The organism is Cellulomonas sp. P24, from assembly GCF_024704385.1.
Classification (GTDB): domain Bacteria; phylum Actinomycetota; class Actinomycetes; order Actinomycetales; family Cellulomonadaceae; genus JAJDFX01.
In genome coordinates, this window is sequence record NZ_JAJDFX010000002.1 from 3,865,022 (window position 1) to 3,889,014 (window position 23,993).

20 protein-coding genes and 2 pseudogenes are annotated in these 23,993 nt (G+C 72.6%); 18 read left to right on the top strand and 4 right to left on the bottom strand.

Features of this window, described 5'->3' with window-relative positions; translation table 11 throughout:
- Positions 1–74: 74 nt before the first annotated feature.
- Together LJB74_RS18005 and gtfA are read left to right on the top strand one after the other, a co-directional pair.
- Complete coding sequence (locus LJB74_RS18005; protein WP_259309824.1) at positions 75–896, top strand: sulfite exporter TauE/SafE family protein; 822 nt, start codon at positions 75–77, stop codon at positions 894–896.
- Positions 897–1,142: 246 nt separating this feature from the next.
- The gene (gtfA, locus tag LJB74_RS18010; RefSeq protein WP_259309825.1) at positions 1,143–2,648 is read left to right on the top strand and encodes a sucrose phosphorylase; all 1,506 of its coding nucleotides are present in this window, start codon (positions 1,143–1,145) and stop codon (positions 2,646–2,648) included.
- Between the two features lie 108 nt (positions 2,649–2,756).
- Here gtfA and LJB74_RS18015 read toward each other — a convergent pair whose 3' ends face one another.
- A complete protein-coding gene (locus tag LJB74_RS18015; RefSeq protein ID WP_259309826.1) occupies positions 2,757–3,698 on the bottom strand; it encodes a Gmad2 immunoglobulin-like domain-containing protein in 942 nt (313 codons plus the stop codon).
- Positions 3,699–3,815: 117 nt separating this feature from the next.
- The gene (locus tag LJB74_RS18020; protein WP_259309827.1) at positions 3,816–4,457 is read right to left on the bottom strand and encodes a hypothetical protein; all 642 of its coding nucleotides are present in this window, start codon (positions 4,455–4,457) and stop codon (positions 3,816–3,818) included.
- Between the two features lie 194 nt (positions 4,458–4,651).
- Here LJB74_RS18020 and LJB74_RS18025 point away from each other — a divergent pair, with 194 nt between their 5' ends.
- From LJB74_RS18025 to LJB74_RS18050, 6 genes are all read left to right on the top strand, one after another.
- Positions 4,652–5,314, top strand: coding sequence for a hypothetical protein (locus LJB74_RS18025; RefSeq protein WP_259309828.1), 663 nt, complete (start codon positions 4,652–4,654; stop codon positions 5,312–5,314).
- A 285-nt stretch (positions 5,315–5,599) separates the two neighbouring features.
- Positions 5,600–5,791: a hypothetical protein gene (locus tag LJB74_RS18030; RefSeq protein ID WP_259309829.1), complete on the top strand. Its 192-nt coding sequence runs from the start codon at positions 5,600–5,602 to the stop codon at positions 5,789–5,791.
- A gap of 191 nt (positions 5,792–5,982) precedes the next feature.
- Positions 5,983–6,825 carry an IclR family transcriptional regulator gene (locus LJB74_RS18035; protein WP_259309830.1) on the top strand — a complete coding sequence of 281 codons (843 nt, stop codon included), beginning with the start codon at positions 5,983–5,985 and terminating at the stop codon, positions 6,823–6,825.
- A complete protein-coding gene (locus tag LJB74_RS18040) occupies positions 6,822–8,018 on the top strand; it encodes a thiolase family protein (RefSeq protein WP_259309831.1) in 1,197 nt (398 codons plus the stop codon). Before LJB74_RS18035 ends, LJB74_RS18040 begins: the two co-directional genes overlap by 4 nt.
- 4 nt (positions 8,019–8,022) lie before the next feature.
- Complete coding sequence (locus LJB74_RS18045) at positions 8,023–8,715, top strand: 3-oxoacid CoA-transferase subunit A (protein ID WP_259309832.1); 693 nt, start codon at positions 8,023–8,025, stop codon at positions 8,713–8,715.
- Entirely contained in the window at positions 8,712–9,350 is a 639-nt protein-coding gene (locus LJB74_RS18050; RefSeq protein ID WP_259309833.1) for a 3-oxoacid CoA-transferase subunit B, read from the top strand. The genes LJB74_RS18045 and LJB74_RS18050 overlap by 4 nt, the downstream gene beginning before the upstream one ends.
- A 61-nt stretch (positions 9,351–9,411) precedes the next feature.
- Here the strand turns inward: LJB74_RS18050 and LJB74_RS18055 are convergent, their stop codons facing one another.
- Positions 9,412–10,092, bottom strand: a complete 681-nt coding sequence (locus LJB74_RS18055; protein ID WP_259309834.1) for a glycoside hydrolase family 3 N-terminal domain-containing protein — start codon at positions 10,090–10,092, stop codon at positions 9,412–9,414.
- Positions 10,071–10,394 (bottom strand): annotated as a pseudogene (locus tag LJB74_RS18060) (glycoside hydrolase family 3 protein); the annotation flags it as partial. The pseudogene LJB74_RS18060 and the gene LJB74_RS18055, both read right to left, overlap by 22 nt.
- 485 nt (positions 10,395–10,879) lie before the next feature.
- Here LJB74_RS18060 and LJB74_RS18065 point away from each other — a divergent pair.
- The 10 genes and pseudogenes from LJB74_RS18065 to LJB74_RS18110 all read left to right on the top strand — a co-directional run bounded on the left by LJB74_RS18065 (position 10,880) and on the right by LJB74_RS18110 (position 23,595).
- Positions 10,880–12,085, top strand: a complete 1,206-nt coding sequence (locus tag LJB74_RS18065) for a S9 family peptidase (RefSeq protein WP_259309835.1) — start codon at positions 10,880–10,882, stop codon at positions 12,083–12,085.
- Positions 12,086–12,138: 53 nt separating this feature from the next.
- Entirely contained in the window at positions 12,139–13,521 is a 1,383-nt protein-coding gene (locus tag LJB74_RS18070) for an ABC transporter ATP-binding protein (RefSeq protein ID WP_259309836.1), read from the top strand.
- A complete protein-coding gene (locus tag LJB74_RS18075) occupies positions 13,514–14,719 on the top strand; it encodes an ABC transporter permease (protein ID WP_259309837.1) in 1,206 nt (401 codons plus the stop codon). Before LJB74_RS18070 ends, LJB74_RS18075 begins: the two co-directional genes overlap by 8 nt.
- Positions 14,622–15,794: a cation:proton antiporter gene (locus LJB74_RS18080; RefSeq protein ID WP_259309838.1), complete on the top strand. Its 1,173-nt coding sequence runs from the start codon at positions 14,622–14,624 to the stop codon at positions 15,792–15,794. The genes LJB74_RS18075 and LJB74_RS18080 overlap by 98 nt, the downstream gene beginning before the upstream one ends.
- Before the next feature lie 224 nt (positions 15,795–16,018).
- A complete protein-coding gene (locus LJB74_RS18085; RefSeq protein WP_259309839.1) occupies positions 16,019–16,651 on the top strand; it encodes an acetate uptake transporter in 633 nt (210 codons plus the stop codon).
- A 54-nt stretch (positions 16,652–16,705) separates the two neighbouring features.
- Positions 16,706–17,460: pseudogene (locus LJB74_RS18090) on the top strand (response regulator).
- The gene (locus LJB74_RS18095) at positions 17,457–18,602 is read left to right on the top strand and encodes a cell wall metabolism sensor histidine kinase WalK (RefSeq protein WP_259309840.1); all 1,146 of its coding nucleotides are present in this window, start codon (positions 17,457–17,459) and stop codon (positions 18,600–18,602) included. Before LJB74_RS18090 ends, LJB74_RS18095 begins: the two are co-directional and overlap by 4 nt.
- Before the next feature lie 156 nt (positions 18,603–18,758).
- A complete protein-coding gene (locus tag LJB74_RS18100; RefSeq protein WP_259309841.1) occupies positions 18,759–19,061 on the top strand; it encodes an SHOCT domain-containing protein in 303 nt (100 codons plus the stop codon).
- Positions 19,058–19,645, top strand: a complete 588-nt coding sequence (locus LJB74_RS18105) for a hypothetical protein (RefSeq protein WP_259309842.1) — start codon at positions 19,058–19,060, stop codon at positions 19,643–19,645. Before LJB74_RS18100 ends, LJB74_RS18105 begins: the two co-directional genes overlap by 4 nt.
- Positions 19,646–19,827: 182 nt before the next feature.
- Positions 19,828–23,595 (top strand): helix-turn-helix domain-containing protein, encoded by a 3,768-nt coding sequence (locus LJB74_RS18110; RefSeq protein ID WP_259309843.1) that lies wholly within the window; start codon positions 19,828–19,830, stop codon positions 23,593–23,595.
- Positions 23,596–23,993: the final 398 nt, after the last annotated feature.

The window sequence follows — 23,993 nt, forward strand, 5'->3', positions numbered from 1 at the left end:
GCGACCTCCCGCCCGATACCGTCGCGGACGGCGCCGTCGCGGCGCCGTCCGCACCCCCACAGCAAGGACTCCACGTGCTCGCGCTCGTCATCCCCGTCGGTCTGCTCATCGGTCTCAGCCTCGGTGCACTCGGTGGAGGAGGGTCGATCCTCGCCGTGCCGGCGCTGGTCTACCTCTTCGGCCAGAGCTCGCACGCGGCGACGACGGGCTCGTTGCTCATCGTGGGGACGACGTCCCTCGTCGGCGCGCTCCCGCACCGGCGCGCGGGACGTGTCAGCCTCGCCAAGGGGGCGGTGTTCGGGATCCTCGGCATCCTGGGCTCGTACATCGGCTCGAGGTTCTCCACCGCGGTGCCTCAGGACGTCCTGCTCGCCGCCTTCTCGGTGCTGATCCTGTTCGTCGCGGTGCTGATGATCCGGCGGCAGCGCCGCAAGCCCGCCCGGGGCGGACAGCCGGCGGTGGATCCTGCGCTCGCGGACGCCCCGGTGATCACGTTCCGACCTGAGTTCACGTGCGACTGCCGCCGGGCGGTCCGGATCGTCCTCACGGCGACGACGGTCGGGCTCCTCACCGGGTTCTTCGGCGTCGGTGGTGGCTTCGCGGTGGTGCCCGCGCTCGTCCTCGCGCTCGGGCTCTCGATGCCGGTCGCGGTCGGGACCTCGTTGCTCGTGATCGGCATCAACAGCGTGACCGCGCTCGCGTTCCGGCTGGACCAGGGCCTCGACCTGGACTGGACGGTGATCGGGCTGTTCACGCTCTCGGCGGTCCTCGGAGGCCTCGCCGGCAACCGCGTCGTCTCGCGCGTCAACCCCGCGCGGCTCAGCCAGGCGTTCGCGATCCTGCTGGTGGCCGTCGCGCTGTACACCGCGGCGCGGAGCATCCCGCACCTGTTCTGAGGCTGCTGAGCCGGGTCCGCCCTCGGCGACGCGGGACGTCCACCCCTCGCGACCCTGGAGGCCTGCCCGCTGTGGTGCGGGGTGTCTGGGCGCCGGGCGAGTGCGCTACCGCGGTCGTCGCGGAGTGTGCCACGCTGCGGAGGTGGGCCGATCGGACCAGCCGGTACCGAAGCGCACCGGCTGGGTCGCACCGCGTCACGGGTCAGGTCGCGACGGTCACCCGCACGCACGACGAAGGGTGGGGTCATGGCACACGAGGGGCTCGGGCGGCGGGACGGCGTCCAGCTGATCGCCTACGCGGACCGCTTCGGCGGAACCCTTCCGGAGCTCCGCGGCGTGCTCGACGGACCCCTCGCCGGGGTGTTCGCGGGCGTGCACGTCCTGCCGTTCTTCACGCCCTTCGACGGGGCCGACGCCGGGTTCGACCCCGTGGACCACACCGCGGTCGACTCGCGCCTCGGGACCTGGGACGACCTCCGTGCGCTCGGTGCGGACTACACCCTCATGGTCGACCTGATCGTCAACCACGTCTCCGCCGACTCGACCGAGTTCCGCGACGTGCTCGCGCGCGGTGACGAGTCACCCCACGCGGCGATGTTCCTCACGATGTCCGACGTCTACCCCGATGGCGCCGACGAGGCCGAGCTCGTGGGCATCTACCGTCCGCGGCCGGGGCTGCCGTTCACGGTCCTCACGCTCGGCGGGCGACGGCGGCTCGTATGGACCACGTTCACGAGCCAGCAGATCGACCTGAACCTCGGCTCGCCTGCGGGTCGCGCGTACCTCGACCGGGTGCTGGCCACGCTCGCCGCGGGCGGTGTGTCGATGGTGCGGCTCGACGCGGTCGGGTACGCGATCAAGACCGCAGGGACGTCGTCGTTCATGACCCCGGAGACGTTCGCGTTCATCGACGAGCTGACCACCCGGGCGAGGGCCCTCGGGGTCGAGGTCCTGGTCGAGATCCACGCGCACTTCGAGCGGCAGATCGCGATCGGCTCCGTGGTCGACCGGGTCTACGACTTCGCCCTGCCGCCGTTGCTGCTGCACTCGCTCTACACCGGCGACGCCGCACCTCTGCGGCGGTGGCTCGGCGTCCGGCCCGCGAACGCCGTGACCGTCCTGGACACGCACGACGGCATCGGTGTGATCGATGTCGGCCCGGACCAGATGGCCGAGGGACGCCCAGGGCTGCTCACCCCGGAGCAGGTGCACGACCTCGTCGAGGGGATCCACGAGCACTCCGGCGGGCAGTCGCGGCAGGCGACCGGCTGGGCGGCCTCGAACCTCGACGTCTACCAGGTGAACTGCACCTACTACGACGCGCTGGGGCGCGACGACGCGGCGTACCTGCTCGCGCGCGCGATCCAGCTCTTCGTGCCCGGCATCCCGCAGGTGTACTACGTCGGTCTGCTCGCGGGCGCGAACGACATGGAGCTGCTCGCGCGCACCGGGGTCGGCCGCGACATCAACCGCCACCGCTACACGGTCGCCGAGATCGAGGCCGAGCTGGAGCGGCCAGTCGTCGCGGCGCTCGTCGGGCTGATCAGGTTCCGCAACTCCCACCCGGCGTTCGGTGGCGAGCCGAGCGTCGGTGGCGACGGCTCCCGACTCGTCCTGACCTGGACGTCCGGAGCCCAGACCGCGTCCCTCACGGCCGACCTCGGCTCCCACCGGGCCACGGTGACCTGGACCGGCCCGGACGGGACCACCCACGCGCACGCCGACCTGCTCGCCTTCGCCACGACCCCCTGACGCCCGACCCCGCCCCGCGATGTCGAGCAGAGAACCGGTCAAGTGGAGCGAAAGTGCGCGACACGCCCGCGTGTCGCGTCACTTTCGCTCCACTTGACGGAGTGCGGGTCAGGTGACGGTGAGGGTGCGGGAGTCGCTCATCGGGGTCCCGCCCTCGCCGCCCGAGGGATCGTCCTCGGTGACGACGACCGTGTACGTGCCCGGGTCGAGCGCGACCGTGAACGAGTACGGCGCGAACGTCTGGCCCTCCGAGGTCATCGTGAAGCCGGACCGGACCGTCGCGCCGGTCGTGTCGAGCACCTTCCACACCACGGTCGCCTCGAAGACGGCCGCATCACCGGAGACGGTGACGGGTGACGTGCTCGTGGCGCCCTCGGTCGGTCGGTCGATCTGGACCAGCAGGAGGACGTCGATCGGATCGGCACGGACGACCGGGGAGTCCCAGACCACGGCACCCCACAGCTCGCCGGCCGGGCTGCCGGCGATCGTCAGCATCACCGGCGCCGTCGGCTGCTCCGCCGCCGCCGTCACGGTGTAGACGAGCTGCTGGATCATCAGCGCTGCACCGGCGGAGCCGACGTTCGCGGTCCGGGCGTCGGACGACAGGTCGACGAGGAGCGTGCCGGCAGTCTGCTGCACCCCGAGGACGGTGGTCGCCGGGTTCCAGGTGGTCGCGTAGTCCGGATCGGCCGGACCCGCGATCATCGCCTCGACCGCCGCGCGGACCGCGTCGGCAGCCGACAACGTGCGGATCTCCCGGGCGAGCCGGAACCCCGTGCGGGTGTCGATCACGTAGTACACGGGCACGTCGACGGTCGCGCCCGTCGACGTCGAGGTCGGCGTGGAGGTCGCCGAGGAAGTGGGCGCGCCAGGAGTCGTGGCTGTCGCCGACGCGGATGGTGCGGCAGGCTCACCCGTCGTGCATCCCGCGAGCAGCGCGAGCGCCGCGATCACGGTCACGATCGGACGCGACCGGCGGGCGCGGGCCGCGACCGGAACGGGCCGTCGGGCGGTCGCTGCTCGACGACGGTGGAGCAGCATGCGGCGCATGGGGGCCTCCCCGGTGGGCGAACCCTCCCGGGACGCTCCTGGTGACGGCTCGCCCTCACCTCCAGTCTCGCACCACCCCCGGGACCGGGCCATGCGACCGAACCGTCGCCGATGCCGTCACGTGGGGTCGCTGAACAGCCAGTCGATCGCCTGCCGGGCGGTCCAGCCGTCCGGGTGCAGCGCCGCGAGCCGTCGTGCGCCGTCGAGATCGGCGCCGAGGGTGACGAGCGCGTCCTCGCTGTAGCCGTCGGCGCGGGTCTGGCCGAGGCCGATGTTGGCGGTCAGGGAGTTGCACAGGCACGCGCGGCCGTCGGTCTCCGCGGCGACGCCGCCCTTGCGGACGTGCAGGTGGACGGGCTCGGCGGGGCAGCGGTACCCGACCGCGCCGGTCTCGCGGACGAACGCCGTCCGGAGGTAGCCGAGATCGCACAGGCGCGGGCGATCGGCGCTGGTGACCGTCTCGGACAGGGTTCCCGGCAGCTGGGCGACCTTGAACGGGAATCCGGTCGGCGAGGCCAACGCGTCGGTGCGCACCTCGAGGGTGCCGTCGCGCAGGCGCTCATGGAGCTGGTCGCGCAGGGCAGGCGTGAGACCCGACTCCTCGGCCAGCGCGAAGAGCGTGCCGACCTGGACGCCGACGGCGCCGCTCGCCCGGGCGGCGGCGATCCCCTCGGGCGTGCCGTAGGACCCGGCGAGCCAGAACGGCAGGCCGACCTCGGCGACCTTCGCGAGGTCGGCGGCGTCCCGGGGGCCGAACACCGGTTGGCCGAGGTCGTCGAACGTCGGGCGTCCGCGGGGGGAGCGTTGTGCCCGCCGGCGCGGGGGCCCTCGACGACGAACCCCTCGGGGCGGATGTGGGCGTCGCGGGCCAGGTAGGCGGCGAGTGCGTGCGCCGAGACGATCGCGAGGAATGCCGGGCGCCGGAGCGTCGGGAGGTCTGCGCCGAGGAGCGCGTGAGGGTCGAGGTCCACCGTGTGGGTCCCGGCGTCGGCACCGCTGACGTCGACCGGCAGCCGCACCGGACGGTGCTCGGCGAGCTCGTCGAGCAGGTGGGGGATGTCGCGCGGGATGCCGGCCCCCATCAGGACGACGTCGACCCCGGCGAGCATCGCCCCGTAGGCGGCGGCCGGGGTGGCCATCTGCACCTTCTCGAGGAAGTTGATGCCGATCGGGCCGTCGTGACCGTGCTTCGCGAGCCATACCTCGACGAAGTTGGCGACCACCGCGAGCTCCTGCGCGGCCTGGTTCTGACGGAGCGCGAGCCGCGGGACGGGGGAGTAGGGGGTGCCGTCCGGGCGGCCGTCGGGCCGGAAGTACCGCTCGAGCACTCGCGCAGCGACCGCGGGGACGGGGAACGCGGCGAGGGCGCGCCGGACGCTGCCGTCGCTGTCGCCGTCCTGCAGGCGGCGGGCGACCACGAGGTCGAGCGCCGTGCCGGAGACCACCCCGAGGTTGCCGGTGCGGGCGACCTCGGCCGCGAGGCGCCACGAGGAGACCCCGACGCCCATGCCGCCGAGGATGACGGCGGGCCGGGGGAGGACGGGGGATCGGGTCGTGCGGGACGTGACGGTGGCGGCTGTCATGCGAGCACCCTCTCATTTCCTACGGTGGCGTAGGTTACTCAACCGTAGGTTACGCATGTCGGCGACGAACTGGGACCAAGGGCCTAGGGTCGCCGTCGCGCCGCGATGACCAGCCCGGACGGTCCACGATCGGATCGCAGCTCGGTGCGGACCATGCGCGGAGTGGTCGCCGACGCCCCGCGGCGGGCGCCCTGCTCGCGCATCGGTGCGCGGTGGAGGAGCGTGGACCCCACGGAGTGAGCACCTCCAGAGGAGGGCATCGTGCACGGAGGCCGAGGGTCTGACGGACCGCCACCTCGCAGGTCGTCGCACAGTGCCGTGCTGGGCGCCGCGCTCGGCGCGGGTGCGGGGTTCGTCGTCGGCGCCGTCGTCTACCTGCTCGTCGGCCCGGTCCTGGAGAGCAGCACCGGGATCGTGCGTGAGATGCAGGGGCTGCTCTGGAACCTCGTCCCGTTCCTGACCGTCGTCGGGGCGCTCGTCGGCCTGGTGCTCGCGCGCCGGCGTCGTTGACGTCGCGAGAGTGATCGCGCTATGTTCGATCTGAGAACATATGTTCGGCAGACGAACACTCGACGATGACTCGGTGCGGTTCTGCCCGAGCGCGCACACGGCGTCGACGGTGCTCCCGTCGATCGATCCGGACGCCGTGCTCGGGCGCCCGTGCTCCACGGGTGGAGCGCCTCGAGTCCCCTGGAGGACGCATGAGCGAGTCAACGGGTCGGACGCCCGACTTCGTCCAGTCGCTCGAACGTGGGCTGGCGGTGATCCGCGCGTTCGACGCCGCGCACCCGCAGCTGACGCTGAGCGACGTCGCGCGCTCGACCGGCCTGACCCGGGCGGCGGCGCGACGGTTCCTCATCACGCTGGTGGAGCTCGGCTACGTGCGGACCGACGGCCGCCTGTTCGCGCTCCGACCACGCATCCTCGAGCTCGGATACTCCTACCTCTCGAGCCTTTCGCTGCCGGAGGTCGCTCACCCGCACATGGAGACGCTCGTCGCCGAGGTGAACGAGTCCTGCTCGGTCTCGGTGCTCGACGGCGACGAGGTCGTCTACGTCGCTCGGGTCCCCACCCGCCGGATCATGACCGTCGCGATCAGCATCGGCACACGGTTCCCCGCCTACGCGACATCGATGGGTCGCGTCCTCCTCGCAGCGCAGCCGGACGCATGGATCGACGCCTATCTCGATCGCGTCGACCTCGTCGCGATCACGCCGCGCACCGTCGTGGACCCGGAGAAGCTGCGCACCACCCTCAGACGCACGCGGGAACAGGGCTTCGCCGTCGTCGATCAGGAGCTCGAGGACGGCCTCCGGTCCCTCGCCGTCCCGCTGCGCGACTCGCACGGCATGGTCGCCGCCGCGATGAACCTCTCGGCGCACGCCAGCCGGGGGAGCTCCGACGCTATCCGCAAGGAGCTCCTGCCGCCGCTGCTCGGCACCGCCCGGCACATCGAGGAGGACCTCGCGCGCGGCACGTCGCGGCCGGTCCCGGTGCGCGGGCAGACCACCGACGCCCCGCAGCCGGCAGAGGAGTCGATGTGACCGTCGACGCCTACCTCTACGACGCGATCCGGACCCCCTTCGGCCGGCTCGGTGGCGCGCTCGCGGGCACCCGACCGGACGACCTCGCCGCCCACGTGATCGCCGAGCTGCTGCGGCGCTCCCCGGCGCTCGACCCGGGGTCCGTCGACGAGGTCGTCCTCGGCAACGCCAACGGGGCCGGAGAGGAGAACCGCAACGTGGCGCGGATGGCCGCCCTGCTCGCGGGGCTGCCGACGAGCGTCCCGGGGACGACCGTCAACCGGCTGTGCGGCTCGAGCCTCGACGCGGCCATCATCGGGTCCCGGCAGATCGCGACCGGGGAGGCGGACGTCGTCGTGATCGGCGGGGTCGAGTCGATGAGCCGGGCGCCGTGGGTGCTCCCGAAGACCGAACGCCCGTACCCGACCGGGGATCTCGCCCTGGCGTCGACCACCCTCGGCTGGCGGCTCGTGAACCCGGCGATGCCTGCGGAATGGACGGTGTCGCTCGGCGAGGCGACCGAGCAGCTCCGCGAACGCCACGGTCTGGCGCGAGAGCGGCAGGACGCGTTCGCGCTGCGCTCGCACCGGCTCGCGGCGCAGGCGTGGGACGACGGGTTCTACGACGACCTCGTCGTCGCGGTCCCCGGCGTCGCGCTCGCCCGGGACGAGTCGGTCCGCCCGGACACGACCGCGGGCCGGCTCGCCGCGCTGCGCACCGTGTTCCGACCGGAGACGAGCGGGGCGACGGTCACGGCCGGCAACGCGTCCCCGCTCAACGACGGGGCGTCGGGGGCCGTCCTCGGGAGCGAGCGGGCGGCCGAGCTGCTCGGCAGGGCGCCGATCGCTCGCATCGCCGGGCGCGCGGCGCATGCGCTCGACCCGCAGCTGTTCGGCTTCGCGCCGGTCGAGGCGGCCAACACCGCGCTCGCCCGTGCCGGCATCACCTGGTCCGACGTCGCGGTCGTCGAGCTGAACGAGGCGTTCGCCGCGCAGTCGCTCGCGTGCATCGACGCGTGGGGGATCGACCCGGAGATCGTCAACCGCCACGGCGGTGCGCTCGCGATCGGGCATCCGCTCGGGGCCTCCGGCACGCGCATCCTCGGCACGCTCGCCCGTGATCTCGAACGGTCGGGGCAGCGGTGGGGTGTCGCGGTCATCTGCATCGGGGTCGGGCAGGGCCTCGCCGTCGTCCTCGAGAACGTCGCGGGCTGAGGCCATGGTGCAGATCCTCAGCACCGTCGACGAGGCGGTCGCGGACGTCCCGGACGGGGCCGTCGTGATGATCGGTGGCTTCGGCACGGCGGGCCAGCCGGTCGAGCTCATCGAGGCCCTGCTCCGGCAGGGGGCGCGTGACCTCACCGTCGTCAACAACAACGCCGGGAACGGCGACGTCGGCCTGGCGGCACTGATCGGGGCCGGACGGGTCCGACGGATCGTCTGCTCGTTCCCTCGGCAGTCCGACAGTCATCACTTCGACGCGCGGTACCGGGCCGGGGAGATCGAGCTGGAGCTCGTGCCGCAGGGGAACCTTGCCGAGCGCATCCGTGCCGCGGGTGCAGGGATCGGCGCGTTCTACACGCCGACCGGTTTCGGGACGCCCCTCGCGGAGGGCAAGGAGACCCGGGAGATCGACGGTCGCCACTACGTCCTGGAGTACCCGCTGCACGCGGACGTCGCCCTGATCAAGGCTCACGTCGGCGACGCGGTCGGCAACCTCGTGTTCCGCAAGACCGCCCGCAACTTCGGGCCGATCATGGCCGGCGCGGCGCGCGTCACGATCGCGCAGGTCTCGCGGATCGTGCCGGCGGGCGCGATCGACCCGGAGAACGTCGTGTCTCCGGGGATCCTCACGAGTCGCCTGGTCGCGGTGCCGGCGGCGCGCACGCCCGAGCCGGAGGAGGGCCAGTGAGACGTGGACTCGATCGGGACGAGCTGGCGGCGGTCGTCGCCCGGGACATCCCGGCAGGCTCGTACGTGAACCTCGGGATCGGACAGCCGACCCGCGTGTCGAACTTCCTCCCACCGGGAAGCGGCGTCACGCTGCACACCGAGAACGGCATGCTGGGGATGGGTCCGGAGGCGCACGGCGACGAGATCGACCCGGACCTCATCAACGCCGGCAAGATCCCGGTCACCGAGCTGCCGGGCGCGTCGTACTTCCACCACGCGGACTCGTTCGCGATGATGCGCGGCGGCCACCTCGACATCTGCGTGCTCGGCGCCTACCAGGTGTCCGAGCGCGGCGACCTCGCGAACTGGCACACCGGGTCGGACGACGACATCCCCGCCGTGGGCGGCGCGATGGACCTGGCGATCGGCGCCAGGGACACCTTCGTCATGATGAGCCTGCTCACGCGCGAGGGCCGCAGCAAGATCGTCCCGGTCTGCACCTACCCGCTGACCGGGATCGGGTGCGTGAGCCGCGTCTACACCGATCTCGCCGTGTTCCTGCTCGACGGCACAGGTGTCACGGTCCGGGAGACCTACGGCATCGGGTTCGACGAGCTCGCGTCCCTCGTCCCGGTACCGTTGCGGCGCGCCTGAGAGCAGGGTCGTCGGAGCGGTGCGTGGGCGCGGGGCGTCGTCGTCCGACCCTCGCACCCGCTCACCGCACGAGGTGCGCCTTCGCCCCGACGACCCGGGCTGCAGCGGCGTCGACGACGGCGGCGAACGCGGGGTCCGAGCGGGCTCGTTGCACGACCGCCGCGACCATCTCCGGCACCACGTCCGGGCTGTGCGAGGCGAGCACGATGTCGTTCCCTGCCTCGATGGCCTTCACGGCGCGGTCGCCGGGTGACCACCCGGTGACCTGCGCGGCTGCGGAGAGGTCGTCGGTGATCACGAGCCCGCGGAACCCGAGCGTGTCGCGCAGCAGGCCCTGGACGACGGCACGGGAGAAGGCCGCGGGCTGCGTCGGATCGATCTGCGCGTAGACGGCCGTCGACGTCATGACGAACGCGGCACCCGCGTCGATGCCCGAGCGGAACGCGGCGACCTGGGGGCTGGTGGCGGTCGTGGTGGTGTCGGTCACCCCTGTGGTCGTGTCGGTGTTGGCCGTCGCGCTGCCGAGGCCGGGGAAGTGCTTGATCGCGACGGCCACACCGGCCTGCTCCATCCCTGCGCTGAACGCGTTCGCGTGCGACGTGACGTCCGCGACGGTGAAGCCGTAGTTGCGCTGCAGGGCGCCGATCGGGGGTTCGTCGCGGCAGCCGCCGCGTCGGGCACCAGACCCATGACCGGCGCGAGATCGAGGTTCACCCCGGCCGAGGCGAGCTCCGTGCCCCACTGCACCGCGTGGCCACGCAGGACCTCAGAGGACAGCGTCGACTGGTCGAGGGCGCTCGGGATGTCGGAGAACCCCGGGCCGCGCAGCACCTGGACCTTGCCGCCCTCCTGGTCGGTCGCGATGAACATCGGCGTGCTGTGCGTCGTGGCCGGGCCGACGAGGCCGGTGAACAGCTCGACGAGGTTCTTGACCCGCTGCACGCCGGCGGTGGTGCGGCCCGCGAGGAACACGTTCCCGACGTGCAGGTCACGGACGACCTGGTCGCTGATCGCGGCGTGCGCATGCACGTCGACCCCGACCATGAACAGCTGCCCGACCTTCTCCTCGAGCGACCAGCCCGCCACCGGGTCCGGCGGGTTCGACGGTGAGGGAGCGGCGGTCGGGGTGGGCGTCGAGGGGGAGCTCGTCGCGGGAGGCGGCGAGCCTGTCGTCGACGGCACTGACGTGGCCGAGGAGAGAGGCGAGATCGGGGCGCGACCGATGGTCGGCGCGCACGCGGCGATCGAGAGAACGATGGTGACGGCGACGCAGCCGCGAGTGACGGAGCCGCTGAGAACAGTCAGAAGGTCTCCCAGGTACGGAGGTCTCGTCAGGCTACCCGACGGCCGTCGACGGGGCGTGCGCCACGGCCGTGGTCGGCGGTGCCGGCTGGGAGGGGTGCCAGGTCCGGTCGGTATGTTGACGCCATGCCACGACACGCAGCGGGCGACCGGCCGCCCCGTCCCGGCATGACCGGGCTGACCGGCACGGCTGCCGAGACGGTGGCGTGCCCGGCGGGTGCGGCGGCATGAGGCGGCTCGTGCGGCGGCGCTGGTGGATGCTGGCCGCAGTCGTTGCCATCGTCGCAGGGGCAGGCGTCGCGGCCACCGTGAGCGCGACCCCGTCGATCGTCACGCGGGACCGGATGGTGGCGGGTACTCCCGAGCAGGGGACACCGGTCGAGCTCGACACCACCCTGTACGTCCCAGCGCGCACGCCGGCCCCCGCGGTGCTGCTCGCCCACGGCTTCGGCGGGTCGAAGACCGACCTCGACGCAGAGGCGCGCTCGCTTGCCGAGCACGGCTACGTCGTCCTCACCTACACCGCGCGCGGCTTCGGGCGGTCCGGAGGGCTGATCCACCTCGACGCGCCGGACTACGAGGTCGCAGACGCGAAGGACCTGGTGTCCTACCTCGCGACGTTGCCGGAGGTGCTCACCGATGCCATGGGGGACCCGCGCGTCGGCGTCGCGGGGTCGTCCTACGGTGGGGCGCTCGCGCTCCTGCTGGGCGCGTACGACCCGCGCGTCGACGCGATCGGTGCCGACATCACGTGGAGCGACCTCACGCAGGCGCTGTTCCCGAACGGGGCAGGCCCGCAGCAGGGGGGTGCGACCGGGGTGTTCAAGAAGATGTGGGCCTCCGAGCTCTTCGCCTCGGCGTCGTCGCCCGTGCCGGGGACGTCGTCGGGAGCCTGCGGGAGGTTCGCGCCGGACCTCTGTGCGGCGTACCAGGAGGCGGCGCAGACCGGACAGCCGGACCCGTCACTGGTCTCCCTGCTGCGTGCGTCGAGCCCGATCGGTGTGCTGGACCGGATCACCGCGCCGACCCTGATCAGCCAGGGGGAGGACGACTCCCTGTTCACCCTTGCCCAGGCGGACGAGAACGCGACGGGCATCGCGGCGCACGGCACACCCGTGCGGGTGGTCTGGCGCTCCGGCGGGCACGACGGCGGGACGTCGACGGCCGATCTCGTGACGGCTCTCGAGGGGTGGTTCGACCCGGTGCTCCTGCACGGCGCCCGACCGGCCGGGTCGTTCGACATCGCCGTGCCAGGCACCGGGATCTCCTCGGCAACGGGTCGGGCCGTCGCCGAGACCCTGCACGCCACCGACGGCTACCCGAGCAGGCGGACCGACAGCGTCCAGCTCACCGGGGCGCCGCAGACGGTTCAGGCACCGGCCGGGGAGTCCCGGCGGCGATCAGCTCGGTCCCGGGGGTCGGCAGCCTGCTGACTGCCGCGGCATCGGTCGGCGGGTCGTCGAGGGTCTCGTCGATCCCCGGCCAGGTGGCACGCTTCGCCTCGGCCCCGCTCCCGACCGCGATGCTCGTCGCTGGTGGGTCCACGGTCACGCTCGACGTCACCGCGCTCGGCCCCGTCGGTCCCGTCGGCCCCGTCGGCCCTGCGGCCTCGGCACCTGCGGCGGCCGCCGGCACCGGCTCGGACCTCGCGACCGCCACCCTGTTCGCCTCCGTCCACCTGGTCGGTGTCGGGGGGACGGACTCGCTGCCGGCCGGTCTGGTCGCACCGGTCCGCCTCACCGGGCTCAGGCCGGGGGTTCCGCAGACGGTGACGATCACCCTCCCGTCGGTCGTGACCAATGTGCCCGCGGGGGACCGGCTCGTCGTCGAGGTCGGCACCACCGACCTGGCCTACGCGCTTCCGACGGCGCCTCGTGCGTACTCGATCGCGCTGACCGACGGCGTCCTCTCGGTCGCGACCGTCGACGGGCGGATCGTCCGCAGCGGGCACCCGTGGATCTGGTTGCTGACCGGTCTCGCCGCGATCGCGCTGCTGGTCGTGGGCGTGACGGCGGCCTCGGCCGGTCGCCGGCGCCGGCGGACGGCGGCACGCGATCTCGCCCACGTGCCGGTGGCGGTCGACGGCCTCGTCAAGCAGTACGGGGACGGCTACCGGGCTGTCGACGGCGTGACGTTCCGGGTCGAGGCCGGGCAGGTCGTCGGTCTGCTGGGTCCGAACGGGGCCGGCAAGACCACGACGCTCCGGGTGCTCATGGGGCTGATCCGGCCGACGTCGGGAACAGTCCGCGTGTTCGGTGAGCTCGTCGAGGCCGGGGCTCCCGTGCTCTCGCGGATCGGTTCGTTCATCGAGGGCCCGGGTCTGCTGCCGCACCTCTCGGGTCGGGACAACCTGCGGCTCTTCTGGGAGGCCACCGGGCGTCCGGCGGGCGACTCCCAGCTCGACACCGCACTCGAGATCGCGGGCCTCGGGGAGTCGGTCGACCGGCTGGTCAAGACCTACAGCCAGGGCATGCGCCAGCGGCTCGCGATTGCCCAGGCGATGCTCGGCCTGCCGGAGCTCCTCGTCCTCGACGAGCCGACCAACGGTCTCGACCCGTTGCAGATCGCGGAGATGCGCGAGGTGCTCCGGCGCTACACGACCACGGGGCGCACCGTCGTCATCTCGAGCCACCTGCTGGCCGAGGTGGAGCAGACCTGCACCCATGTCGTCGTGATGCACAAGGGCCGCCTGGTCGCGGTCGGCTCGGTCGCGGAGATCGCCGCCGCGGGCCGAATGCAGCTCGCCGTCGACGACCCCGCACGGGCCGTGCAGATCCTGGCGGCCGCCGGCGTGCCGGCCGAGGCGGTCCCCGCCCGGCGATCGCTCGAGGACATCTTCATCGAGATGGTGGGGCAGGACCATGACTGAGACCTCGATGGACGCGAGCAGGCCGTCGGACCGGCCGGCCCCGACCCGACGCGGTGTCCACGACCGCCTGCTGCAGATGGCGGAGGTGCACGACAACGGCTTCCGGCCGGAACGAACCCTGCGGCTGCGGGTGGAGTTCACCCGCCAGCTCCGGCGCCGCCGCACGCAGCTCGCGGCGGTCGTCCTGCTCGTGCTTCCGGTCATCATCGCTCTTGCGTTCCGCGTCAGCTCGCAGCCGGGAGCACCGGGTGGCGGCGCGCGCAGCGGGGGCGGCTCGGGGTCGGCCCTGGTCACGCTCGCCACCACGGGGGCGACCAACTTCTCGCTGTTCACGGAGTTCGCCTCGGCCGGGTTCCTGCTCGTCGTGATCGTCGCGCTCTTCTGCGGCGACACCGTCGCGAGCGAGGCGAGCTGGTCGTCCCTGCGCTACCTGCTGGCGATCCCGGTCCCGCGCTCGCGGCTCCTGCGACAGAAGCTCGTCGTCGCCCTGTCGCTCAGCGTCGCGGCGAACGTGCTGCTCCCGGCGTGGTCGTTCCTCGTGGGCGGGGTCTTCTTCGGCTGGGCGCCGGGGCGGTCCCCGCTCGGCGGCACGTTCAGCACCGGGATCGCCCTGCAGCGTCTGCTGATCGTGGTCGCCTATGCCAGCCTCCAGTCGCTCGTCGTGGCCGCGCTGGCGTTCATGCTGAGCGTGCTGACCGACGCGCCGCTCGGCGCGGTCGGCGGCGCGACCATGCTCGTGGTCGTGTCGAACATCCTCGACTCGATCACGGCGCTCGACCCGTACCGGCAGTACCTGCCCACGCACTTCCAGTACTCGTGGCTCGATGCGCTCGGTCCCGGCATCGTGTGGGACGACATGATGCGGGGGGACGGGTGTCGCTCTCGTCTACGCGGCGGTGTTCTTCGCCGTGGCGTGGTGGCGGTTCCAGCGCAAGGACGTCGTCAGCTGACCTCGGCCACCCGCGGTGGGCGATCCCGCCGTGCAGGTGACCGCCCACGGAGGACGATGGGGGCGTGCCTCACCTCTCGCGCCGATCCGGGCCTCGCGACGTGCGAGCCCGTGCCCGGCGCCGCCCGCCTGGCTCCGCGCGGGTCTCGCCATGAGCTTCGGCCTGCTCGCACTGATCTGCCTGGCGGGGATCGCCGGACCGCTGCTGGCGGTCTCCCGCCGATGGGGGCTGCCCGTCGTCGTCGGTGAGCTGACGGCCGGCATCGTGCTCGGGCCGATGGGAGCCGGCCTCCTGGACGCCGGCGAGCCGACGTTCGCGTTCATGGCGACCATCGGGTTCGCGCTGGTCATGTTCGTCACCGGCTCGCACGTCCCGGTCGCCGACCAGCGGCTTCGCCGCGCGCTGCCCGTCGGTGCGCTCCGCGCGACGGTGGTCGGCGTCGCCTCCGTGCCGGTGGCGTTCGTGCTGGCTGCCGTCTTCGGTACCGACCACGTGGCGTTGTACGCGGTCCTCCTGGCCTCGTCGTCGGCGGCGCTGATCCTGCCGATCATCGATGCCGTGCACCTGTCGGGCGACGCGGTCCTCGAGCTGTTGCCGCAGGTCGCGATCGCCGACACCGCGTGCATCGTCGCCGTGCCGCTCGCGATCGAGCCGGCGCACGCGGGCCGGGCCGCCGTCGGTGCCGTGGTCGTCGTGGCGAGCGCGGGCGTGCTCTTCCTGGCGCTGCGCACCGCGGAGCGGCGCGGGTGGAGAGTCCGGCTCCATCGGCTGTCCGACCGCCGCAAGTTCGCGCTCGAGCTCCGGATCAGCCTGACCGTCCTGTTCGGCCTCGCGGCCGTCGCGCAGGCCAGCCGGGTGTCGGTCATGCTGGCGGGGTTCGCGTGCGGGCTGGCGGTCGCCGGGGTCGGCGAGCCGCGGCGACTCGCCCGCCAGCTGTTCGCCGTCACGGAGGGCTTCTTCGGCCCGATGTTCTTCATCTGGCTCGGGGCCTCGCTGGACCTCCTTGCTCTGGCACGGCGACCGGCGCTGATCGGGCTCGGGCTCGCGCTCGGAGCGGGTGCCGTGGCCACGCACCTCGTGCCGCGCGCGTTCGGTCAGCCCGTCGCGATCGGTGGGATGGCTGCGGCACAGCTCGGGGTGCCCGTCGCCGCAGCGGCACTCGGGACTCAGGCGCACCTGCTGGCCGACGGCGAACCGGCTGCGCTGCTGCTGGGAGCGCTCGTCACGGTCGGGGTGGTGGCCGTCGCCGCGGGCCGGGCCGCCCGTGCCCAGGTCGCGGAGACCGGATCGGGCCCGTCGACGGGTCTCCAGCCGTCGTCGTAGGCCGTCACGGGGTCGGAGCGGCCGGAACGATCGTGCACCCAACATGCACATACGTGCACCCTGCACCTACCGATCGAGGCGGCCGGCATCGGCGTACCCGCCGGCGAGCACATCGGCGAAGGTGAGGTATGGCGAGCCATACCGCGATTCGTCGAACACCCGCTACTGTCTCGAAGTCAACACAGTCCGCCTGCTCGTCTGAGCGGGCGTGAACGAGGGGTTCAATGATGAGCAACGACGTTCAAGGCACTCGTGGTACGACGACCGTTCAGGAGCCGGCTGCAGCCGCACCGCCCGTTCCGTTCGCGGACCCGGGGGCCCTCGGGCTCGCGGCGTTCGCACTGACGACGTTCGTCCTCAGCTTCGTCAACGCCGGGCTCCTGCCGGCGACGGTGGAGCCCGTGGTGTTCGGCCTCGCGCTGTTCTACGGCGGTCTCGCCCAGTTCGCCGCCGGGATCTGGGAGTTCGCGAACCGCAACACCTTCGGCGCCACCGCGTTCTGCTCGTACGGTGCGTTCTGGATGGCCTTCTGGTTCCTCGCCCGGTTCACCGACCTCAAGGGCGCAGGCACCGACGCCGGCAAGGGTGTCGGGGTGTTCCTGCTCGCCTGGGGCATCTTCACGCTGTACATGACGATCGCCGCGCGGCGGACGAGCATGGCGGTCTTCCTCGTCTTCGTCTTCCTGACGTTGACGTTCTTCGCTCTCGCGATCGGTGACTACACGGCGACGACCGCGTTCACGCGGATCGGCGGCGTCCTCGGTATCGTGACAGCGCTCCTGGCCTGGTACGGATCGTTCGCCGTCGTGGTCAACTCGACCCACAAGCGGGTGGTCCTTCCGGTCGGCCCGCAGTAGCAGACCCCGCGGGCACGCGTGCCCGCAGCAGGGATCGGAGAGGACGGCGCCGTGGTGGCAGCAGATGACGCGACCACGGCGCCGTCGTCGTCTGCCGGGCGTCCCTTCCGTGCCCTGGTGGTCGACGACGAGCCGGCACTCGTCCGGGTGGTGGCGGCCTATCTCGAGCGCGACGGGTTCGAGGTCACCACTGCCACCGACGGGAGCGAGGCACTGCGGCTCGCCGCCCTCGAGAAGCCCGACGTCGTGGTCCTCGACGTGATGATGCCGGGGGTCGACGGGATCGAGGTGTGCCGACGCCTCCGGACGTTCAGCGAGGCGTACGTGCTCATGCTCACTGCGCGCGCGGAGGAGATCGACACGCTCGTGGGGCTGTCCGTCGGAGCCGACGACTACATGACCAAGCCGTTCTCCGCCCGCGTCCTCGTCGCGCGCATCCGCAGCATGCTCCGACGACCGCGGACGGTGGGAGCGGGCCCGGCAGCCCCGGCGGGCGGTCCCACCGAGCCTCCGCGGCGGTTCGGGGCGCTGGAGATCGACGTCGAGGCGCGCGAGGTCACGGTCGACGGTCGTCCGGTGGCCCTGACGCCCCTCGAGTTCGACCTGCTCGCGGTCCTGTCCTCACGTCCGGGCACCGCGTTCAGCCGCGCACGGCTGCGTGAGCAGGTCTGGGGGAGGGGTGGTTCGGCGACGACAGGGTCGTGGCGATCCACATCGGCCACGTGCGGCGCAAGCTGGGGGACGATGCTGCCGAGCCCCGGTACATCCGGACCGTGCGGGGCGTCGGCTACCGGATGGGGAGCGGATGAGGCGACGTCGAGGATCGACCGCGGCACCACTGGGTTTCGCCTGGCGACTGGGGGCCTCTCTCGGTCTGGTCGTGCTCGCCGGCGGTGTCACGCTCCTGGGCGTCGCGCTCGCCATCGCACCCCAGCTCTTCCAGCTGCACCTGCGCATGGCCGAGGGACCGCGCATCGAGCCGACCGTCCAGAACCATGTCGACGAGGCGTTCGCGAGCGCGATCCTCACGGCGCTCGGGATCGCCGTCCCGGTCGCCCTGCTCACGTCCTGGTTCGTCACCTGGATCGTGGCCAGGCGGCTCGGCCGGTCGGTCGCGACGGTCGCGAACGCCGCGGACCGCATCGCGCGCGGCCAGCTCGACGCTCGGATCACCACGCCGGCGATCGGACCGGAGTTCACCCAGCTGACCGAGTCGTTCAACGCGATGGCGGCCCGCCTCGCCGAGACGGAGTCGATGCGCCGCCAGCTGATCGGCGACCTCGCGCACGAGCTCCGCACGCCGCTCGCCGCCCTCGACGCCACGGTGACCGCGGTGGCGGACGGTGTCCTCCCCGTGGACGGCACGACGCTCGAGACCCTGACGGGGCAGACCCGCCGCCTGCAGCACCTCGTGGCGGACATGTCGGCCGTCTCTCGGGCGGAGGAACGCCAGCTCGACCTGCACCCGCGCGCCGTCGAGCTCGTGGCGGTCGCGGACGAGGCCGTGGCCTCGAACGCGGCACGGTTCGTCGCGGCGGGGATCCAGCTCGACCTCGAGGTCGACGGGACGTCGCCGGTGGTCGAGGTCGACACCCAGCGACTGGGCGAGGCGGTGGCGAACCTCCTCGACAACGCCTTGCGCCACACGGCCGAGGGTGGCCGGGTGACGGTGGTCGTGAGGACAGAACCCGACGTCGGGGTGCTCGAGGTGGTCGACAGCGGCGAGGGATTCGACCCGGGTGACTCGGGCCGGATCTTCGAGCGGTTCTACCGCGGCGACCTGTCACGGACCCGGAGCAGTGCAGGGACCGGGGTGGGGCTGACGATCGCCCGTGCGATCGTGCAGGCCCACGGAGGGACGCTCACCGCGGTCAGCGAGGGCCTCGGGACCGGAGCGACGTTCCGACTGGTCCTGCCGACGCGGGCGGCGCGCAGCTCGGACGGCGTCTGAGCCTCCGACCCGACAGCTCGACCGTCCCGCTCGCCGGTGCCGGTCGATCCGGTCGACCCGGACGATCTTCGTCGAATCTTTGCTGTTCCGCGTCGGTACCGATGCACGCCCGCGACAGGCTGAGGAGGACAGCAGGGGACAGGACGAGCGAAGGGGATGGACATGATGGGCTGGTACGGCGGAGGTATGGCGGGCGGCACCTGGGTCTTCATGGGGCTGTTCTGGGTCGTCCTGATCGCGGTGATCATCTGGCTGGTCGTCCGGCTTCTCCCCTCGGGGAACCACGGGAGCTCGGCGTCGCACCCGACGCCCCCCGCTCCCTCGGCACCCCTCCCGATGCCGCGAGCGGACTCGCCTCTCGAGATCCTCGACCGGCGGCTGGCACTCGGGGAGATCGACCTCGAGACCTACCAGGCCCACCGCGCGGCGATCATCGCCTCGCGCGGAGGGGTGCAGTGAGCGGACCCGCGCCGCGCGGCAGGCTCGTCGGCGCCCTGGTGCTGGCCGTGGCGCTGCTGGTGGGGTCCGTGGCCTGGGTCGTGGCGGCCAACGGGTTCCCGGACGCGCACGCCGCTGACCGGGGCCCGTGGTCGCAGGCGAGGTCGGACGGGAACGACGTGCCCAGTCTGCCGGGCACCGTCGTGCACGCGACGCTCGCGGACATGGGCGGATCGATGATGGGTGGTCGACGCGGTGCGGCGACCGGCGTGATGTGGCTGCGCCTCGACAGGAGCACGGTCCCGGCCGGCACGGTGTCCTTCGTGGCGACGAACCTCGGGACGGTGGATCACGAGCTGGTGGTGCTTCCGCTGGCGCCGGGTCAGCAGGTGGGAACCCGTACGGTCGGCGCCGACGGCACCGTCGACGAGACGGGGAGCCTCGGTGAGGCGTCCCTGTCGGACGGTGCGGGTGCCGGTGAGGGCATCGAGCCAGGTGCGTCCGGCTGGGTCACGCTGACCCTTCGGCCGGGCCGGTACGAGGTCGTCTGCAACATCGCCGGGCACTACGCCGCAGGGATGTCCACCGAGCTCACGGTGGTGTGAGGGAGACAGGGCGGGGCCAGGTCACACCCGGACGGGGCCGTCCGGCGGGCAACACGGGAGGGCGTCCGCGGGTCAGGACGGACTAGCCTGACGAGGCCGATGCCACGACGGACGGCATGTCGTCGCCGTGCGCCCGCCGCCGTGGGCGAGATGCGCCGGCACGCACTCGAAGGAGCCCGCCCGTGTCAGTGGACGACCGCCCCGACCTGTCTCCGGGCGACCTGACGTCACGCGAGGACCTCGCGCTCGCCCTGACGGTACGGCGCGAACGTCAGGGCATGACGGTGCGGGACATCGCCCGCGCAGCGGGACTGCCGGTGGCGACCGTCGGGGGCTACCTCACCGGCCGTCACCTCCCGCCGTTGGCGACGGTGGACCAGTTCACCCGGGTGCTGACCTCGCTCGGGGTGGCCGCGGACGAGCTCCCCGGGTGGGTCGCGGCGGTCAACCGCCTGCGTCGCGCACCTGGCCGACGGTCGGCGGCAACGCCTGCGCCGTACCGCGGACTGGCGGCCTACCAGCAGGAGGACGCGGCGATCTTCTTCGGGCGTGAGCTGCTGACGGAGAGCCTCGTGGCACGGGTGGTCGATGTCCCGTCGACCCCGCTCGTGGTGATCGGCTCCTCGGGATCGGGGAAGTCGTCGGTGCTCCGTGCCGGTCTGGCCGCACGGCTCGGCGCCCGCGGATCTCGTGTGGTGGTCCTGACCCCGGGCGCGCACCCGCTGGAGGTGCTCGATCAGGCACTTGCCCCGGGCGACGTCGAGGGCGGCGCGGTGGTCATCGTGGACCAGTTCGAGGAGGCGTTCGCCGCGGACGGCGCCCCGACGGAGGTGCTGGCGTTCGCCGACAGGCTCGATGAGCTGCACCGGAGCGGTGTCGTCGTCGTCATCGGGCTGCGGGCGGACTTCTTCGACCGGGCCCTCGAGGTCGAGGTGCTGGCGCACTGGCTCGGGGAGAACCAGCTGCTGGTCGGACCGCTGACCCCCGAGGCGCTGCGGCGCGTCGTGACGGAGCCGGCCCGGGCGGTGGGGATCGAGGTCGAGGATGCGCTGCTCGAGGTCCTGCTCGCGGATGCGACGGCGGGCTCGCCCTCGCCGACCGGGACCGGTCTCGACCCGGGCGTGCTTCCGCTCCTGTCGCACGCGCTGTACGTGACGTGGCTGACGTCGTCGGGCCGGCGCCTGACCCTTGCGCACTACCGGGAGGCAGGTGGGCTGGCCGGGGCGATCGCGATGACGGCGGAGGAGGTCTACGAGTCGCTCACCGAGGAGCAGCGCGATGCGGCGCGGCAGACGCTCCTGCGACTGGTGAGGGTGCGTGACGGTGCCCCGGACACGCGCCGTCCTGCCGATCGCGAGGAGTTCACGGCACAGGCGTCGCGCGACGTCGTGTCGGCGTGCGTCGATGCGCGGCTGCTGACCCTGGACCGTGGCCACGTGCAGCTCGCGCACGAGGCCGTGATCAATGCCTGGCCGCGCTTCCGGGCGTGGCTCGCGGCCGATCGAGACGGGCTCCGTGCGCACGGCAGGCTCACCGAGGCGGTGGAGCACTGGTCGGCGGCCGGGCGGGACCCGGATCTGCTCTACCGCGGGTCGGCCCTGGAGGTCGTGCTCGCCTGGGTCGACGACGTCGCCGACGATCGTGTGCTCACGCCCGCGGAGCGTGAGTTCCTCGATCGGAGCCAGGCCGCCGAGGCCGAGCGCTCACGGTCCCGTCGGCGCTCGACGCGTCGGTTGCGGGCCCTGGCGGCGGGCCTCGCGGTCCTGGCTGCGAGTACCGGGGGACTTGCGACGGTCACCGTGGTGCAGAGCCGTGCGGTGGCCCGCGCGCGTGACCTGGCGGTCTCGCGACAGCTCGCGGTGACGTCGACGTCGCTCGCCGGCACCGACACGGCACTGGCCGGGCAGATCGCCGTCTCGGCGTACCGGACCGCTGACACCGTGGAGGCCCGGACAGCCCTCCTCAGCGCCTCGGGCCGGGCAGGGGTCGCACGGCTCGCCGAGACGCGCAGCGTCGTGAACTCGCTCGACGTGAGCCCCGACGGGAACGTCGTCGCGCTCGCCACGGACGCGTCGTCGCTTGTCCTGTGGTCGTCCGGGTCCGTGGCGGGACCGATCACCTCGGTGACGGTGCCCGACAAGGCGCTCTACGCGGTGAGGTTCAGCCCGGTCGGTCACCTGATGGCGGCGGGCGGCGACGGCGGGCGCCTCGAGGTGTGGTCCATCGCTGATCCCGCGCACCCCGTCGCCGTCGCGGCGGGCGGCGCCGACGTCGGGGGAACGATCTACGACGTGGCGTTCAGCGCGGACGGCACGACGCTCGCGCTCGCCGACTCCGACGGGACCGCCCGCACGTGGCGGGTCGGTCCGGACGGGAACCTCACGGTGGGCGCGTCGCTGCCTGCACTCGAGGGCACGGCGCAGGCCGTGGCGCTCTCGACCGACGGGCGGGTCCTCGCCGAGGCCGGCTCGAAGGGCACCGTGTCGATGTGGGACGTGGCCGACCCGTCGCATCCTCGTCCGCTCGGGCCGTCGTTCACCGCGGCGGACGGTCCCGTCACCTCGGTCGCCATGAGCCCCGACGGGCATCGGCTCGCCGTCGGTGCGAGGGACGATCGGGTCCACCTGTGGCTGATCGGCGATCCCTCGCACCCGGTCGACGAGCGGACGCTCACGGGACCGACCTCCTGGGTCAACCACGTGCGGTTCAGCGCGGACGGGACGCTCCTCGCGGCCGCGAGCTCGGACAAGCGTGTGTGGGTCTGGAACGCCGCCACCGGGGTCGCGGTCCGGTCGTTGACGACGCCGACGACCGTGATCGGGGTCGGGTGGGCACCGGACGGTGCGCATCTGTACTCCGCCGGGGCGGCCGGGGTGCTGCGTGAGTGGACCTTCCCGGGCCCGGTGCTCGCCGGGTTCGCGTCGATCCCCGGCCAAGGTGTGTTCGGTGCGCACGTCCTGGCGACGGCGACGACGGACGGGGTGCGCCTGTGGGACGACACCCACCCCGACGACCCGGTCCTGCTGAGCCTGACCCCTCCGCCCGGCACGGCGCGGCTGGACGGGGCGGTGGCGATCTCCGATGCGCTCCACCGGGTCGTGGCCGGCGACACCAGTGGCGCGGTGCACGTCTGGGACATCAGCGACCCGTCGGCACCGCGATACGTCACGTCCGTGCGCGCCCACACCGACTGGGTCGAGTCGATCTCGTTCGACACGTCCGGCACGCGGATGTCCGTGACGTCCGACGACGCGTCGATCACCCTGTGGGACCTCTCTCACGGCGTGCCGAGCGCACCGACGTCGCGGCTCGGTGACCTGGGAGGCATGGTCTACGCCGCCGCGTTCTCCCCGGATGCGCGGACCCTGGTGGCGTCGGTCCTCAGCGGCCACGTGCTCCTGGTCGACGTGAGCGACCTGGCGCACCCGAGGCTGATCGGGACGCCGCTCACCGGTCCGGTGGGGTACGTCTACAGCGCGGCCTTCAGTCCCGACGGCCGCACGATCGCTGCGAGCGGGAACGACGGCACCGTCTGGCTCTGGGACGTGAGCGACCCCGCGCGACCGACCCGTCTGGGTTCTCCGCTCGTGTGGGCGGACGGGTACGCCGCGAACATCGCGTTCAGCCCGAACGGTCGGTGGCTCGCTGCGGGGATGACGGACGGCACGGTCCGTCTGTGGGACGTCTCGGTGCCGGCGCACCCGGTGCGCTGGGCGAGCCTCGCAGGGATCACGGGCACGGTGTACGGCGTGACGTTCTCCTCCGACAGCGCGTTCGTGAGCGGTGCGGGTGCGGACAAGACGGTCCGGATCTGGCGCACCTCGTTGCAGGCGGCAGAGACCTCCGTCTGCGCGAGCGCGGAGCGAGGCTTCCCGATCACCGCCGCCGAGTGGAGCAAGGTCGTCGGGGACGTGTCGTTCGCGGCTCCGTGCGGAGCCGCCGGCCGGTAGCCCGGGGTTCGGGCAATCGTCGGACAACCTCGCACGCGTGTGGGGCGTGCGCCTGGTGGTTGCGGCGTGGGCTAATGGCTGGGGGGCTCGTGCGGTACGGATCCGCCGGTCGACCGTCTGTGCGCGTCGTCGTTGAAGGCGCAGGAGGGTGACCGAGGCATGGACGGCCGGCGCGGGTGGTGCGGCCGCCGCAGGGGGGCGACCGCGCATCCGGCCTGCCTGCACGCCTGCCGCCCGGGGTCGCAGACGACGACAGGGCCGTCGCGGGCGAGGGCGTGAACCGACCACCCGGTTTGGTGAACGTTCATCCAAATGTCACCCATGTCACTTCTTGAAGCAACGACCGTGAGCAAGCGTGTGTAACGCCCGTTAGGTATCGAGTGTCACGTTGCTCCGGA

Bases quoted from the DNA above. Each gene is read 5' to 3' on its own strand.
- LJB74_RS18045 (WP_259309832.1), top strand. From the start codon at position 8,023: ATGGTGCAGATCCTCAGCACCGTCGACGAGGCGGTCGCGGACGTCCCG.
- LJB74_RS18065 (WP_259309835.1), top strand. From the start codon at position 10,880: ATGAGGCGGCTCGTGCGGCGGCGCTGGTGGATGCTGGCCGCAGTCGTT.
- LJB74_RS18015 (WP_259309826.1), bottom strand. From the start codon at position 3,698: ATGCGCCGCATGCTGCTCCACCGTCGTCGAGCAGCGACCGCCCGACGG.
- LJB74_RS18035 (WP_259309830.1), top strand. From the start codon at position 5,983: ATGAGCGAGTCAACGGGTCGGACGCCCGACTTCGTCCAGTCGCTCGAA.
- LJB74_RS18075 (WP_259309837.1), top strand. From the start codon at position 13,514: ATGACTGAGACCTCGATGGACGCGAGCAGGCCGTCGGACCGGCCGGCC.
- LJB74_RS18080 (WP_259309838.1), top strand. From the start codon at position 14,622: ATGAGCTTCGGCCTGCTCGCACTGATCTGCCTGGCGGGGATCGCCGGA.
- LJB74_RS18085 (WP_259309839.1), top strand. From the start codon at position 16,019: ATGATGAGCAACGACGTTCAAGGCACTCGTGGTACGACGACCGTTCAG.
- LJB74_RS18100 (WP_259309841.1), top strand. From the start codon at position 18,759: ATGGACATGATGGGCTGGTACGGCGGAGGTATGGCGGGCGGCACCTGG.
- LJB74_RS18095 (WP_259309840.1), top strand. From the start codon at position 17,457: ATGAGGCGACGTCGAGGATCGACCGCGGCACCACTGGGTTTCGCCTGG.
- gtfA (WP_259309825.1), top strand. From the start codon at position 1,143: ATGGCACACGAGGGGCTCGGGCGGCGGGACGGCGTCCAGCTGATCGCC.